Annotated in this window: 14 protein-coding genes; 10 read left to right on the top strand and 4 right to left on the bottom strand. The window is 69.1% G+C overall.

Annotated features, from left to right (window positions below):
* Positions 1-123: 123 nt before the first annotated feature.
* From CKO41_RS16330 to gatC, 4 genes are read right to left on the bottom strand one after another with little or no spacing between them, the layout of a single operon-like run.
* On the bottom strand, positions 124-342 hold the full coding sequence (locus CKO41_RS16330) for a type II toxin-antitoxin system HicA family toxin (RefSeq protein ID WP_200251519.1): 219 nt from the start codon (positions 340-342) through the stop codon (positions 124-126).
* The gene (locus CKO41_RS16325) at positions 342-584 is read right to left on the bottom strand and encodes a type II toxin-antitoxin system HicB family antitoxin (RefSeq protein WP_200251521.1); all 243 of its coding nucleotides are present in this window, start codon (positions 582-584) and stop codon (positions 342-344) included. Before CKO41_RS16325 ends, CKO41_RS16330 begins: the two co-directional genes overlap by 1 nt.
* A gap of 31 nt (positions 585-615) precedes the next feature.
* The gene (gatA, locus tag CKO41_RS16320; RefSeq protein WP_200251525.1) at positions 616-2,070 is read right to left on the bottom strand and encodes an Asp-tRNA(Asn)/Glu-tRNA(Gln) amidotransferase subunit GatA; all 1,455 of its coding nucleotides are present in this window, start codon (positions 2,068-2,070) and stop codon (positions 616-618) included.
* Between the two features lie 60 nt (positions 2,071-2,130).
* Positions 2,131-2,418, bottom strand: a complete 288-nt coding sequence (gatC, locus tag CKO41_RS16315; protein ID WP_200251528.1) for an Asp-tRNA(Asn)/Glu-tRNA(Gln) amidotransferase subunit GatC — start codon at positions 2,416-2,418, stop codon at positions 2,131-2,133.
* Between the two features lie 328 nt (positions 2,419-2,746).
* Here gatC and CKO41_RS16310 point away from each other — a divergent pair, with 328 nt between their 5' ends.
* From CKO41_RS16310 to ubiT, 10 genes are all read left to right on the top strand, one after another.
* On the top strand, positions 2,747-3,793 hold the full coding sequence (locus CKO41_RS16310) for a rod shape-determining protein (RefSeq protein ID WP_276568961.1): 1,047 nt from the start codon (positions 2,747-2,749) through the stop codon (positions 3,791-3,793).
* Positions 3,790-4,698, top strand: a complete 909-nt coding sequence (mreC, locus tag CKO41_RS16305) for a rod shape-determining protein MreC (RefSeq protein ID WP_338115606.1) — start codon at positions 3,790-3,792, stop codon at positions 4,696-4,698. The genes CKO41_RS16310 and mreC overlap by 4 nt, the downstream gene beginning before the upstream one ends.
* A gap of 10 nt (positions 4,699-4,708) precedes the next feature.
* The gene (mreD, locus tag CKO41_RS16300; protein ID WP_200383057.1) at positions 4,709-5,194 is read left to right on the top strand and encodes a rod shape-determining protein MreD; all 486 of its coding nucleotides are present in this window, start codon (positions 4,709-4,711) and stop codon (positions 5,192-5,194) included.
* Between the two features lie 6 nt (positions 5,195-5,200).
* Positions 5,201-7,084 (top strand): penicillin-binding protein 2, encoded by a 1,884-nt coding sequence (gene mrdA, locus CKO41_RS16295; RefSeq protein WP_200383056.1) that lies wholly within the window; start codon positions 5,201-5,203, stop codon positions 7,082-7,084.
* A complete protein-coding gene (gene rodA / locus CKO41_RS16290) occupies positions 7,074-8,201 on the top strand; it encodes a rod shape-determining protein RodA (protein WP_200383055.1) in 1,128 nt (375 codons plus the stop codon). The genes mrdA and rodA overlap by 11 nt, the downstream gene beginning before the upstream one ends.
* Before the next feature lie 27 nt (positions 8,202-8,228).
* The gene (gene mltB / locus CKO41_RS16285) at positions 8,229-9,269 is read left to right on the top strand and encodes a lytic murein transglycosylase B (protein ID WP_200383054.1); all 1,041 of its coding nucleotides are present in this window, start codon (positions 8,229-8,231) and stop codon (positions 9,267-9,269) included.
* A 193-nt stretch (positions 9,270-9,462) separates the two neighbouring features.
* Positions 9,463-10,623: a septal ring lytic transglycosylase RlpA family protein gene (locus CKO41_RS16280; protein WP_200383053.1), complete on the top strand. Its 1,161-nt coding sequence runs from the start codon at positions 9,463-9,465 to the stop codon at positions 10,621-10,623.
* Between the two features lie 242 nt (positions 10,624-10,865).
* Positions 10,866-12,011 carry a D-alanyl-D-alanine carboxypeptidase family protein gene (locus tag CKO41_RS16275; protein ID WP_200383052.1) on the top strand — a complete coding sequence of 382 codons (1,146 nt, stop codon included), beginning with the start codon at positions 10,866-10,868 and terminating at the stop codon, positions 12,009-12,011.
* Between the two features lie 39 nt (positions 12,012-12,050).
* Positions 12,051-12,698 carry a lipoyl(octanoyl) transferase LipB gene (gene lipB / locus CKO41_RS16270; RefSeq protein WP_200383051.1) on the top strand — a complete coding sequence of 216 codons (648 nt, stop codon included), beginning with the start codon at positions 12,051-12,053 and terminating at the stop codon, positions 12,696-12,698.
* A 64-nt stretch (positions 12,699-12,762) separates the two neighbouring features.
* A complete protein-coding gene (gene ubiT / locus CKO41_RS16265; protein WP_200255197.1) occupies positions 12,763-13,251 on the top strand; it encodes a ubiquinone anaerobic biosynthesis accessory factor UbiT in 489 nt (162 codons plus the stop codon).
* Positions 13,252-14,473: the final 1,222 nt, after the last annotated feature.

The following is a 14,473-nucleotide window of genomic DNA, read 5'->3' as shown; positions in this document are numbered from 1 at the left end:
CGTTCGTTTCTGAACCCTTCCTTGTCCGCCACGAGCGCGTCGTAGTCGCCCGCAAGCGGGCTCCTACGGTGCTCGCATCATAGGGCGACATGAAAGCGGCCTCGGTATTTCCGGAGCGAGGCACTAGAGCAATTCCCAGTCGGAGCGTTCGATGCCGGCCTGTTTCAACAGGCGGGCGAGCAGCTGCCGTCCGATGTCGCCCGAGTGCGGATTCGGGATGAAAACGGTGATCGTTCCCTTGTCCATGAATTGGTGCCGGCCGCCGGAGAAGGGGCCGCTGAAACCGAGCCGATGCAAGCAGCGGAGGAGCTCGCGGCGCGAGATCGGGCCAAAGGGCGGCATCAGGCGACGTCTCGAATCCTGAGCTCGTGGCCGTCGATCGTCGGTAGCTGGAGGCCCTTGGCGAGACGAATCACGACCCATTCCTCCAAGACCTCGATGAGCTGATCGCGGCAGCCTTCGAGTGTCGGGGCATTGGCGAGCACGCCGGGGCACGCCGGGATCTCGCCATAGTAGCCTTCGTCGCCGTCGAGGCGTTCGTAGCGGGCCTGGTGCAGGGCGGCCTGGAGATAGTCGGTCAGCATGGATCACCCGTTATCGAAGAGGGGTTCCCGGTCACGCGCAGCCGGGCGGTGCCGCCCGGTGCCAGTCGGTCGCCTGCTGGAGCCGGTGGGCCGTGGCGAGCAGCCGGGGTTCGTCGAAGTGGTTGCCGATCAGGTGCAGGCCGACCGGCAGGCCGCCCACCGGGGCGACCGGCAGCGACAGGGCCGGCAGCCCGGCGAGGTTGGCGGCGATCGTGTAGATGTCGTTGAGGTACATGGCGACCGGGTCGTCGACCTTGGCGCCGAGCGGGAAGGCCGTCGTCGGGCTGGTCGGGCCGGCGATCAGGTCGACCTCCGCGAAGGCGCGGCGAAAGTCCTCGGCGATCAGCTGGCGGATCTGCTGGGCCTTGAGATAATAGGCGTCGTAGTAGCCGGCCGAGAGGACGTAGGTGCCGACCATGATGCGCCGCTTGACCTCGGCGCCGAAGCCCTCGGCGCGGGTGCGCGTGTAGAGGTCCTCCAGCCCCTGCGGATCGGTGCAGCGGTGGCCGAAGCGCACGCCGTCGTAGCGGGCCAGGTTCGACGAACACTCCGCCGGGGCGACCACGTAATAGACGGGCACCGACAGCGGGCCGTTCGGCAGCCGGATCGGCCTGACCGCAGCCCCGAGGCGGCGGAGTTCCTCGATCGCCGCCTCGACGGAGGCGGCCACCGCCGGGTCGAGGCCGGCGCCGAAATATTCCTCCGGCAGGCCGATGCGCAGGCCGGCGATGTCTGCGTCGAGGGCCGCCGCATAGTCCGGCACGGGTACGTCGGCGCTCGTCGAATCCTGCGGGTCGAAGCCGGCGATGGCCTGGAGCAGGGGCGCGACGTCGGCGGCGCTGCGGGCCAGGATGCCGCCCTGGTCCAGGCTCGAGGCGAAGGCGATCATGCCCCAGCGCGACACCCGTCCGTAGGTGGGCTTGAGTCCCGTGAGGCCGCAAAGCGCCGCCGGCTGGCGGATCGAGCCCCCGGTGTCGGTGGCGGTCGCGGCGACGCACAGGCGCGCGGCGACGGCGGCGGCCGAGCCGCCCGAGGAGCCGCCGGGCACGCGCGTGCGGTCCCACGGATTGCGCACCGGACCGTACCAGCTCGTCTCGTTCGACGAGCCCATCGCGAACTCGTCCATGTTGGTCTTGCCGAGCAGGACGACGCCGGCCCGTTCGAGGCGCTCGACGACGGTCGCGTCGTACGGGGCGATGAAGTTGTCGAGCATCCGCGAGCCGCAGCTGGTCTTGATGCCGCGGGTGCAGAAGATGTCCTTGTGGGCGATCGGGATGCCGGTCAGCGGGCCGGCGTCACCCGCCCGGCGGCGGGCATCGGCGCGCTCGGCGGCCGTGAGCGCCGCCTCGGCGGTGACCGTGATGAAGGCGTTCAGATCCGGGTCGAGTCGCTCGATCCGTTCCAGGTAGAGTTCGGTCAGCTCGCGGCTGGAGCAGCGGCCGGCCTCGAGGTCGGCGGTCAGCTCGGCGATGGTCTTCTCAAGCATCTTCGGTCGCGTCCTACGCGGGGCAATCGGGTGGCGGCGGTCGTGGTCCCGAGGCGAGGGTCACTCGATGACCTTGGGGACCAGGTAGAGGCCGTCCTCGGTCAGCGGGGCGATCCCCTGGAAGAGGGCGCGCCCGTCGGGTTCGCTGGGCTCGTCCTCGCGCAGCCGCTGGTTCATCTCCAGCGGATGGGCCATCGGCAGGACCTCGGTCGTGTCGACGGCCTCCATCCGGGCGACCAGATCGAGGATCTTCGAGAGGTCCGTCGCGTAGCGTGCGGCCTCGTCCTCGTCGATGGCGAGCCGGGCGAGGTGGGCGATCTTGGCGACGTCCGAGGGGGCGAGGGGCATGGCAGGCGTCTCGGCGGGTAAAATCCGAAAGCTACCACAGAAGGCCGGGGCGGGATAAGCGGGAAGCCGGTCGCGTCCAGGGCGCGATCCGCCTTGTCGCGGTCCGGGGCCGTTGTTAGATTAACGGGATTTTCCTGGGTGTGAGTGGCCTTGGGCGGTCTTGCTCGGCCGTTGGCCGGGTCCGCTCGTACCGTGGTCGGCCCCATTCCCCGAACGACGCAGGGTGGTGACACCTTCCGTGACAATCCGACGCCTGTGCCGGGGCGCCGTGCCGTCGCGGCATGGTGGGTGTCTCTTCGTCTCCTCAATATAGAATCCAGGTAAACATCTGATGTTCAGACGTCTTCGGGGCATGTTTTCCAACGATCTGTCGATCGATCTGGGGACCGCCAACACGCTGATCTATGCCCGCGGCCAAGGGATCGTCCTCAACGAACCGTCGGTCGTCGCGATCCGGGAGGAGCGCAAGGGCGGGGCCAAGACGGTCGCCGCGGTCGGCGAGGAGGCCAAGCGGATGCTCGGACGCACGCCGCAGAACATCGTCGCCATCCGGCCGATGAAGGACGGTGTGATCGCCGACTTCACGGTGACCGAGAAGATGCTCCAGTACTTCATCCACAAGGTGCATGAGAGCCGCCTGATCCGCCCGAGCCCGCGGGTCCTGATCTGCGTGCCCTGCGGCTCGACCCAGGTCGAGCGGCGCGCGATCAAGGAGTCGGCGGCCGGGGCCGGGGCGCGCGAGGTCTACCTGATCGAGGAGCCGATGGCGGCGGCGATCGGCGCCGGCCTGCCGGTCGAGGAGCCGCGCGGTTCGATGGTGCTCGACATCGGCGGGGGCACCTCGGAGGTCGCCGTGGTCTCGCTGCACGGCATCGTCTACTCGAACTCGGTGCGCATCGGCGGCGACTCCTTCGACGACGCGATCATCGCCTACGTGCGGCGCAACTATGGCACCGTGATCGGCGAGGCGACGGCCGAGCGGGTCAAGCACGCGATCGGCTCGGCCTTCCCGGGCAACGAGGTGCTGGAGATCGAGGTGCGCGGGCGCAACCTCGCCGAGGGCGTGCCGCGCAGCTTCACGCTGAACAGCAACGAGATCCTGGAGGCGCTCCAGGAGCCGCTGCACAATATCGTCGCGGCGGTCAAGACGGCGCTGGAGCAGACCCCGCCCGAGCTCGGTGCCGACGTGGCCGAGGCCGGCATCGTGTTGACCGGCGGCGGCGCGCTGCTGCGCGACCTCGATCGCCTGATCGAGGAGGAGACGAGCCTGCCGGTGGTCATCGCCGAGGATCCGCTGACCTGCGTGGCCCGCGGCGGTGGCAAGGCCCTGGAGATGATCGACGCGCGCGGTCTGGACCTGTTCACGACCGAATAGCGGCCCTCGCTACCGGGAGCGCGGTCATCAAACCCCTCTTCATCCAAGGTCCGTCGCCGACGGCGCGGCTCGTCCTCGCCATCGTCGCGGCGCTGGCGCTGCTCGTCATCGACCACAGTTACCGGCACCTCGATGGCCTGCGTGCCTCGTTGTCGGTCTTGGTCCATCCCCTCTACGCGGTCGCCGGGGTCCCGGACAGGCTGTTGCAGGAGGCCCAGGGGCGGCTGGCCGACGAGGAGGCGCTGCGCCGTCAGACGGCCGAATTGCAGCGCGAGAACCTGCGCCTGAAGGCGCGCCTGCAGCGCCTCGAGGCCCTCGAGGCGGAGAATCGTCGACTGCGCGACCTGCTCGGTTCCTCGTTCAAGCTGGGCGAACGGGTCCTGATCGCCGAACTGCTGGCCGTCGACCTCGACCCCTTCCGCCATCAGGTCATGGTGGACAAGGGCGAGACGGCCGGGGTCTTCGTCGGCCAGCCGGTCCTCGACGCGCGCGCGGTCATGGGCCAGGTCGTTCGGGTCGCCCCGCTGTCGGCGACCGTCCTGCTGATCACGGACGTCGAGCACTCGCTGCCGGTCCAGGTCCTGCGCAATGGTCTGCGGGCCATCGCCCAGGGCACCGGCCTCCCCAATCGCCTCGAACTCGTGCACCTGCCCAAGAATGCCGACATCCAGGTCGGCGATCGGTTGGTCACCTCCGGGCTCGGCGGCCGCTTCCCGGCCGGCTATCCGGTCGCGCGCGTCGTCGAGGTCCGCGATGAGCCCGGGCGGCCGTTCGCGATCGTCCTCGCCGAGCCGCTGGCGCGCCTCGACCGGGCCCGCGAGGTGCTGCTCGTCTCGCCCATGTCGGCGGGGCAGCGGGGTGCCACGCTCGCCGACGGTGCGGCGCAGGTATCGGCCGAGCCATGAGGAGGAGGCCATGATGGCGGGGGCGCGCCGCGGCGGCGTGATCGTCGCGACCCTGCTCGTCGCGTTGCTGTTGACCGTCTTGCCGATGCCGGATTGGGCACTCCCCTACCGGCCGCCGTGGGTTGCGATGACGCTCCTGTACTGGGCACTGGCGTTGCCGGAGCGGGTCGGGGTCTTCTCGGGCTTCGCCCTCGGGCTCCTGCTCGATGTGCTCGCGGGTAGCCTGCTCGGCCAGCATGCCCTCTCGCTCGCGGTGATCGCCTATCTCGCGGTGACGCTGCACCAGCGCATCCGTCAGTTTCCGATGGTCCAGCAGATGCTGTTGGTCTGGATGCTGTTGCTCGTCGAGCGGCTCCTCTACGTCTGGTTGCTGGGCGCGACCGGCCAGCCGATACCCGGGTTCCTCTACTGGGCGAGTGCGGCGAGCGGCGCGCTGCTGTGGCCGTGGCTCTTCTTCTTGCTCCGCGGTCTGCGGCGCCGCTTTCGGGTGGCCTGAGTCGCGATGGCGTTGCCGTCTGTGCAGGTGCGTTTCAAGGATCGCTTCGCCGAGCGGCGCCTGGTGGCCGGCCGCCTGGTCGTGGCGGGCGTTGTCGTCGTGTTGGCCCTGATGGCCCTGATTGCACAGCTGTTCCATCTCCAGGTCGCCGATCATGCCTATTACTCGACCCTCTCGGAGGACAACCGGGTCCGCATCGAGCCGCTGCCGCCGACCCGCGGCCTGATCTACGATGCCAACGGGGTCCTGCTGGCGGACAACTATCCGACCCATTCGCTCGAGATGGTCCTCGACAAGGTCGACGATCCGGAGGCGACGATCGCCGAGCTGGCGCAGATCCTGACCATCGACGAGGCCGACCGGCGCCGCTTCGAGCGGCTGCGCCGCCAGCTGCGCCGCTACGAGGGGGTGCCGATCCGCCTCCGTCTGAACGACGAGGAGATCGCCCGCTTCGCCGTCGATGCCCATCGTTTCCCAGGGGTCGACGTGCGCGCGGAACTCGTGCGCTACTACCCGCTCGCCGAGCATACGGCCCACGTCCTGGGCTATGTCGGGCGCATCAACGAGGTCGAGATGCGGCGCATCGACGCCTCGGCCTACGCCGGGACGCACTTCATCGGCAAGGGAGGCCTGGAGAAGGCCTACGAGGATCTCCTGCACGGGCGCGTCGGACACAGGCAGGTCGAGGTCAATGCCCGGGGGCGGGTCCAGCGGGTGCTGACCAGTCAGTTACCGGTGCCGGGCCGCGATCTGCACCTCTTCCTCGACATCTACTTGCAGCAGGAGGCCGCCGCCGCCCTTGGCGAGCGACGCGGTGCCCTGGTCGCCATCGATCCGCGGACCGGCGGTGTCCTGGCGCTCGTCAGCCGACCGAGCTTCGATCCGAATCTGTTCGTCGAAGGGATCAGCCAAGCGGACTACGATGCCCTGCTCGGTTCGCTGGACCAGCCGCTGTTCAATCGCGCCGTGCGCGGTCAGTACCCGCCCGGGTCGACGGTCAAGCCCTTCATCGGTCTCGGCGGCCTGGCCGCCGGCGTCGTGACCTTTCGGCAGGAAAAATGGTGTCCTGGCCACTACAGCCTACCGGGCCATACGCACAGATTCCGCGACTGGAAGCGCGGCGGTCATGGTCGAGTGAACATGGAGCGGGCCATCGTGGAGTCGTGCGACGTCTACTTCTATGACCTGGCCCACCAGCTCGGGATCGACCGGTTGCACGAGGCGCTCGCCGGGTTCGGCTTCGGCGCGCGCACCGGGATCGACGTGGCCGGCGAACTCGGTGGGTTGCTGCCGTCGCGCGCGTGGAAGCGGGCGGCGCGTGGCCAGTCCTGGTATCCGGGCGAGACCCTCATCCTCGGTATCGGCCAGGGCTATTTCCTGGCCACGCCGCTGCAGCTCGCCGCCGCCACGGCCGCGCTCGCCGCGCGCGGCGAATATCGGGTGCCGCGGGTGGTGCGGACGACGCGCGCCCCCGCAGACGCGGTGCCCGAGGCGACGCTGGCCGCGGGCCATTCGATCGCGCAGGCCCGCGCGCGCGATTGGGAGGACGTCATCGAGGCCATGGCCAACGTGATCGAGGGTCCCGCCGGAACGGCGCGTCAGATTCGCCATCCGGCCTACCGCATCGCCGGCAAGACCGGCACCTCGCAGGTCTTTTCGCTCGGGCAGACGCAGCGCTACCGCGCTGAGGAGATCGAGGAGCGGCTGCGCGATCACGCCCTGTTCGTCGCCTTCGCCCCGGTCGCCGAGCCGCGCATCGCGGTGGCCGTGATCGTCGAGAACGGCGGCGGCGGCGGGGCGGTGGCCGCCCCGGTCGCCGCCCAGGTGATCGATGCCTATCTGAGTCGCCCGCAGGTGCTCGAGGCGGCCGGGGGGCGCTATGACAGGTAGCGCCCGCCTGAGCGACCTCGGCGGCGGCTCCGGGCGGGGGCGGTTGGCCCCGCTGCACCTCGACTGGCCGCTGTTGTTCGGGCTCGTCCTGCTCTGCAGCATCGGGCTGCTGGTCCTCTACAGCGCCGTCGGCGAGGATCCCGAGCGGTTGCGCGGCCAACTCCTTAGGCTCGCGCTCGCCTTCGCCCTGCTGATCGGCGTCGCCCAGATCCCGCCGGCACAGCTGCGCCGGTGGTCGTTGGCACTATTTGCCGCCGGCGTCGCGATGCTGATCCTGGTCTGGTTGGTCGGCGATACGGGCAAGGGGGCGCAGCGCTGGCTCGATCTGGGCGTGGTGCGCTTCCAGCCCTCGGAACTCCTCAAGCTCGCGGTGCCGATGGTCCTCGCCTGGCTCTTCGCCCAGCGCCCCTTGCCGCCGACGATCCCGCAACTCCTCGTCGCGGCGGCGATCGTGCTCGTGCCGGTCGTGCTGATTGCCCGGCAGCCCGACCTGGGCACGGCGCTCCTGGTCGCGAGCGCCGGGGGCCTGGTGATCTTCTTCGCCGGGTTGAGCTGGCGGGCGATCCTGCTGCTCGGCGGGTTGGCCGCCGCCCTCGCGCCGCTCCTGTGGGCGACGATGCACGACTACCAGCGCCAGCGCGTGCTGACCTTCCTGAACCCGGAGAGCGACCCGCTCGGGGCCGGTTACCACATCATCCAGTCGCAGATCGCGATCGGCTCGGGCGGTCTGCACGGTAAGGGTTGGCTGCACGGGACCCAGTCGCACCTGGAGTTTCTGCCGGAGCGCTCGACCGACTTCATCTTCGCGGTCCTCGGCGAGGAGCACGGGCTCGTCGGCATCCTGATCGTGCTGGCGGTCTACCTCTTCATCGTCCTGCGCGGCCTCTACATCGCCAGCCAGGCCCAGGATACCTATGGCCGGCTGCTCGCCGGGGGGGTGACGATGATCTTCTTCGTCTACCTCTTCGTGAACACCGGCATGGTGACGGGCCTGCTGCCCGTGGTCGGCGTGCCCCTGCCGCTGATCAGCTACGGGGGGACGTCGATGGTGACCATCATGATCGGGTTCGGTATGGTGATGGGGGTCCATACGCATCGGAAAAGGCTTCCAGTATAGAGCGTTCCCACCTATACTCGATGCGTCATGTTAAATTCTGCCGATCGGATTCCAGCCCGCGGGCCGCGATTGGCCCTGGTCCTCGCCCTGTCTGCGCTGGGTCAGTCGGCCGTTGCCGACTCCGTCCCGGAGGATTATCTCGCCGGCAAGCGCGCCTTCGTCGCCGAGGTCGCCGAGCGGCACGGCCTCGACCGCCAGGCGCTCGCCGCGCTCCTCGATCAGGCCCGCTACGACCCGGCCGTCGTCGCGGCGATCACCCGTCCCTACGAGGGCCAGCCCTGGCATCGCTACCGGGCGCTCTTCCTGACCGAGGAGCGCATCCGCGGTGGCGTCGATTACTGGAAGGCCCACGCGCCGCTGCTGGCGCGCGCCGAGGCCGTCTATGGGGTCCCGCCGTCGATAATCGTCGCCATCATCGGCGTCGAGACGCGCTATGGGACCTTCCTCGGTCGGTATCGGGCGATCGATGCGCTGACGACGCTGGGCTTCGCTTATGCGCCGCGGGCGGATTTCTTTCGCCGGGAGCTCGAGGCGCTGCTGTTGCTCGCGCGCGAGGAATCGATCGACGCGAGTGCGGTCTTGGGGTCCTATGCCGGGGCGCTCGGCAAGCCGCAGTTCATCCCGTCGAGTTATCGCGCCTATGCGGTCGACTTCGATGGCGATGGCCAGCGCGATCTCTGGGGCAGCGACGCCGATGTCATCGGCAGCGTCGCGAACTACCTGGCGCGTCACGGCTGGCGCCGCGGTGCGCCGATCGCCGTGCCGGCGAGCCTGGCCGAGGGTGTCGCGGTCGACGGCGGGTTGGCGGATCTGTCCATCGCCGGTAAGGTGCCGGTCGAGCCGACCCACGACCTCGCCACCCTGCGCGCCGCGGGGTTCCTCTGGCAGGCGCCGCTCGAGGAGGCGGCACGGGCGGTGCCGATCCGACTGGAGGGTGGGCGAGGGCCAGAACTCTGGCTCGGGCTCGACAATTTCTACACGATCACCCGGTACAATCGCAGCAACCTCTACGCGATGGCGGTCTTGCAGCTCGGTGCGGCGATCGAGTCCGCCGTCGATGGGCCGTAGGCGGGCCGCGGCCCGCACCGCCTCGATTCGAATGACGAGAGGCTCTCCGCCAGCCTGCAACGGGCGCGGCAACCGGGGCGCATAGTGCCCCTGATCGTCGGTGGCATCTGGCCGCCGTATTTGCGGGTCCGTGATCGGACCATTTCGGGCGTCGCCTTTTGCGGCACCCTGCGAACAACGGGGAAATTGCCGAATGACGAAGAACGATAATGCGATCGACGGGCAGGTTTTGGCCGCGATTCGGGGCCGCTGGCGAGTGGCATACGTCGCCGTTCCGCTCCTCGGCCTCCTGGGGGGCTGCGCCAGCGATGGTGGTGCGCGGGTCGCCTTCGACGAAGGGCTCGACGGGTTGATCGCCGGCGTCGATCACCCCGGGCCAGGGGCGGCGCGGCAAGCAGCGGCCAGTTCGCGCGCTGATGCTGCCGCGGTTGCCGAAGCCGAAGTGCCCCCGGGGGCGGCCGACTCCGAGCCCGCGTCCGAGGCGGCCTCGCCGGCCCACCAGCGCAAGGGCGGCTCCTACGTGGTCTTCGGTAAGCGCTATCAGATCGAGGCGACCAGCGAGGGCCATGTCGAGAAGGGCCTGGCCTCCTGGTACGGCGGCAAGTTCCATGGCCGGCGCACGGCCAGCGGCGAGCGCTACGACATGTATGGCTACACCGCCGCCCACAAGTCCCTCCCGCTGCCGACCTATGCCGAGGTCACCAATCTGGTCAATGGCCGGAGCATCCTCGTGAAGGTCAACGACCGGGGGCCATTCGTCGACGGGCGGGTCATCGATCTGTCGTACGCGGCGGCCAAGGAGTTGCGGATGGTCGACTCGGGTGTGGCGATGGTCGAGGTGCGGGCCGTCGACCCCGGCGAGGTCGAGATCGACGAGAACATGTTCCTGGCCGCCAATCGGCGCTCGGCCGGGGCGTCGGCCGGCGCTGGCGAGCCGGCCGTGACGGCGGCGGTCGCCGATGGTTCGCAGGGCGAGGTGCAGCTGGCCGCCGCCGATGGCGCCTCGGCGCAGCCGGCGCCGCGGCTCGCGTCGGCGGTGTCCGGGTCCGCGGGTGCGGACGCGCCCGGGGCGACGCCTGCTGCGCCGCAGCAATCCGAGCCCGCCGCGGCGGCCCATCTCGATGGCAAGCTCTATGTGAAGGCCGGCGAGTTCGGCAGTCGAGATGGCGCGGAGCGGCTGCGCCGCCGCCTGGTCGATCATCTCGCCGAGCAGGTCGAGGTGCGCGTCGCCGACGGCTTCCTGTCGCGCTACGCGGTGCAGATCGGCCCGCTGGCCTCGCCGGCGCAGGCCAAGGACGTCTCCGAGCAGCTCGTCGCACTCGGTGTGAGGGAGTCGGCGACCTCCGTCGAATAGGGGCTGGTGGGCGCGGTGGCCGGCGCGCCATCGTGCCCGAGTCCTTGCCTTTCCCGGCCCCGGATGCAGGACGTCGGTCGGGTGGGCGAGAATTCCCTCGCAAGGCCAAGCGGATTAGGATGTGGCGCTGCCCAGGCGGCCAGGGCCGTCCGTCGTTCGGAGAGGGGCGGGCCGCGGCACCGGCCGCGGGCGTCGGTCGGCGTCAACGCCGCTTCCACCCATTGTCTGGTTGGTCATTCTCGATGAAAGCACCGTTTCTCGTCCTCTTGATCCTCATCGCCGGGGTGGCCGGCATCCCGCTCGCCGGTGCCCAGACGGCGATACCCGCTCCCCCAGCGATCGGTGCCACCAGCTATCTGCTGATGGACCACGACACCGGCGCGGTCCTCGTGGAATCCAATGCCGACGAGCGCGTCGAGCCGGCCAGTCTGACGAAGATCATGACGGCCTATGCCGTCTTTCGCGAGATCGCGGCTGGTAAGCTCAGCGCTGCCGACGAGGTCCTGATCAGCGAGAAGGCCTGGCGGACCGAGGGCTCACGGACCTTTCTCGACGTCGGCTCGCGGGTCTCCGTCGATGATCTGCTGATGGGGATGATCGTCCAGTCCGGCAATGACGCGAGCGTCGCCCTCGCCGAGCACATCGCCGGCAGCGAGGCCGCCTTCGCCGGGCTGATGAACGCCCACGCGCAGCGCCTCGGCGCCGTGAATAGTCGCTTTACGAACGCGACCGGCCTGCCGGACCCCGAGCTCTACACGACGGCGCGCGATATCGCCCTGATCGCCTCGGCCGTGATCCGGGAATTTCCCGAGGAGTACGGGCGCTACAAGGTCAAGGAGTTCGTCTACAACGACATCAGGCAGAGCAACCGCAACCGGTTGCTCTTCCGCGACGAGTCGGTCGACGGGATGAAGACGGGCTATACGGCGGCCGCCGGCTACTGCCTGGTCGCCTCGGCGCAGCGCGACGGGATGCGTCTCATCTCGGTCGTCATGGGTACGAGCGGGGCCGAGCAGCGTGCCCGCGATAGCCTGGCGCTGCTCAACTACGGCTTTCGCTTCTACGAGTCCCACCGCCTCTACGAGGGAGGCGCCCCGGTTCAGCGACTGCGGATCTGGCAGGGTCGCCAAGCGGAGGTGCCGATTGGTCCCAGCCAGGATGTCCATGTGACGATCCCGCGTGGTCGCTATCCGCAGTTGGGCGCCGCCCTGGATCCGGTCCTGGGTCGCGAGGCCCCGGTCGCCTCGGGCGAACGCCTCGGGACCATCATTGTCAGCCTGGATGGTCAGGAGGTCCTGCGCGTGCCGGCCGTGGCCCTCGAAGAGGTGCCGCGCGGCAATCTATGGCGGCGGCTCGTCGATTCGGTCCTCCGCATGGTGCAGTCCTGATCGCGATGACCGCCCGGCGCCGACTCGAGGCCCGTTAGGATGGCCGGTCGCCCGCTGATCGTCCGTCGGCTGGAGGGGCTTCGCGACTACGAGCCGGTCTGGCGAGCGATGCGCGACTTCACGGACGGTCGTGGACCCGAGACCCCCGACGAGCTGTGGCTGCTGGAGCACGGTCCCGTCTTCACGCTCGGCCAGGCGGGTCTGCCGACGCATCTCCTGGATCCCGGCGAGATCCCGGTGGTGCAGACCGATCGGGGCGGTCAGGTCGCCTATCACGGACCGGGGCAGCTCGTCGCCTATCTGCTGCTCGACCTGCGCCGTGCCGGTCTCGGTGTCCGACGATTGGTGCATCTGCTCGAGGATGCCGTCATCGCCCTGTTGGCCCACGAATCGCTCACGGCCCACGCCCGCCCGGATGCCCCCGGTGTCTATGTCGACGGTGCCAAGGTCGCGTTCCTCGGGCTGCGCGTACGCAACGGCTGCTGCTATCACGGCCTCGCGGTGAATCTGGACATGGATCTCGGTCCGTTCGCGCGGATCAATCCGTGCGGCTATCCGGGGCTCGCAGTGACGCAACTCGTCGAGCTCGGGGTGGCGCCCGCGCGGCTGTCGGCGATTGGCGACCGGTTGGCCGAGATCCTCGCCGAGTCGCTCGGCGCGCGCGTCTCGCGCGGCGGCCCGTGTTGACAAGGATGCGCAGCTTGACGAGGATTATCGGCTAGCCTTCTTGAACCCTTATGGCGTGTCGCAGATGAAGCAAGTCAGCAATCTCCTCTCCCGGGCACCGACGATGCCAGCGCCGTTGGCGTTGCCGCTGGGCCTGATCCCGTCGGCGGCCCACAGTGCCGCGATGGCCAAGTTCCTCAACCGGCTCTTCGCCCCCGAACTGGCCGACGGCGAGCTGGATTTCCTCGAAGGGCAGGTCATGTTGGTGCGGGTCAGCGATGCGCGGATCCGGATTCGTCTGACGCTCGAGGGCGGGAGGCTCAAGGCCGTGTCTGGCAACCGCGCCGAGGACCTGAGCATCGAGGGATCCGTCTACGACTTCCTACTGCTCGCGACCCGACGAGAGGATGCCGATACGCTGTTCTTCAACCGACGCCTGCGTCTTGGTGGTAGCACCGAACTCGGGCTCTACGTGAAGAACTTCCTCGATGGGTTGGAGCTCGAGGGTCGCCTCGGGCCGTTGCTCAAGGTCATGAACGGCGCGACCTCCTTCATCGGACGCTTCGGCCGCTGACGCAGGGGGCGGCACGTCGGTCCTGCCTACCACCCGTCTGTAACGGAGCTTGAAAGATTGCCATCCAGGCGATTCTTCAAGACGCGAGGCGAAAATGCGATTTCCGTTTCGCCTCATTTTCAGTCGCTTAGGGGACTGAAAATGGCTGGGCATCCCTCCCCGCGCGGGCACCTTGAATTCTTCGCGGACCGCCACCCCCTGCGCATGACATCAGGCCGGGGTGCGACCTCTGCATGATCCGAGGCCGACCATAGCGACTCGGAACTACCCGAGACAGGCTGCTTGACCGACCGTTCACGGGCGATCTTCGGGCAGCGGTCGACATCGACCCAGCGAGCCGGGCGGCCGACCGAGGGCCCTGCGCCTTGCGCAGGGTGTCCATGGGGCTGAGCTGCGCGCCCGTCGGTGTTTCGTGGTTTCTCACCGTCCCGGGTCGCCCCCCCTCGCACCGAAAGCAGATCATCCTGAAGACGGCAGTTGACCGCTTCCCCATGGATGGAAGTCGTCGAAACCGTAAAGAGGCGTGACGTGGGGCCTGCTCATCCGTTCGGTGAAGGCCGCTACGACGCCCAATGTACGTCGGGCGCGGCGCCCGGCGGTGTTGGAAGTCCTTGCAATCGCATGGCGATCGCGGCTCCTCGTGCCTTGCCGGACACCTCGCGCGGCGCGCACCACGGGCACCGTCCTACTGGCGCTCTTGGGGTCATGGGAAGGCCGCCGATGTCGGGTGGCAGGTCGCCTGGCATCGGTCCGTGTGTGCTGGCGATGACCCGAGGTAGGTATCTGTGCGCCGGCAACCGGTTCGCGGGCGGCCGAATCCCGAACGCGCGGCTGGCCTCAGGGTCGAGCGGATGTGCCGGGGGAGGGGGTTGTCGGGTAACTGGGCCTCGGTCTCGAGGCCGCCGCGGACGGGTCTCGCGGGAATCGAAGGGTGTCGAGAGGCGGCCCGCCGGCGCGCTCCGAAGGGTCGGGAGCGGGGCGCTGCTGCCTTCGCTGTATGCCACCTTCAGCCGCCTCGGCGGCCGAAGACGGCACTGCGGGACCTCCTTGTCCCGCACGGCCGACTGGATGCGACCCAGGCGCCGTTAGATGAACACCGCCTTGCGCCGCGACGGCGTGGCGTAGAGCTGACCGCAGGCGTAGTAGGCGCTGATGCGATCCTCTTCGCGCAGCGTGACCTGATCGGGGTTCGCGGTGCCCGGCACATTGGCGAACTGCGAGC

Source organism: Thiococcus pfennigii, assembly GCF_016583835.1.
Lineage (GTDB): Bacteria > Pseudomonadota > Gammaproteobacteria > Chromatiales > Chromatiaceae > Thiococcus > Thiococcus pfennigii.
Note: the sequence above shows the minus strand (reverse complement) of the source record. Positions and strands in the feature narration are given on the sequence as shown.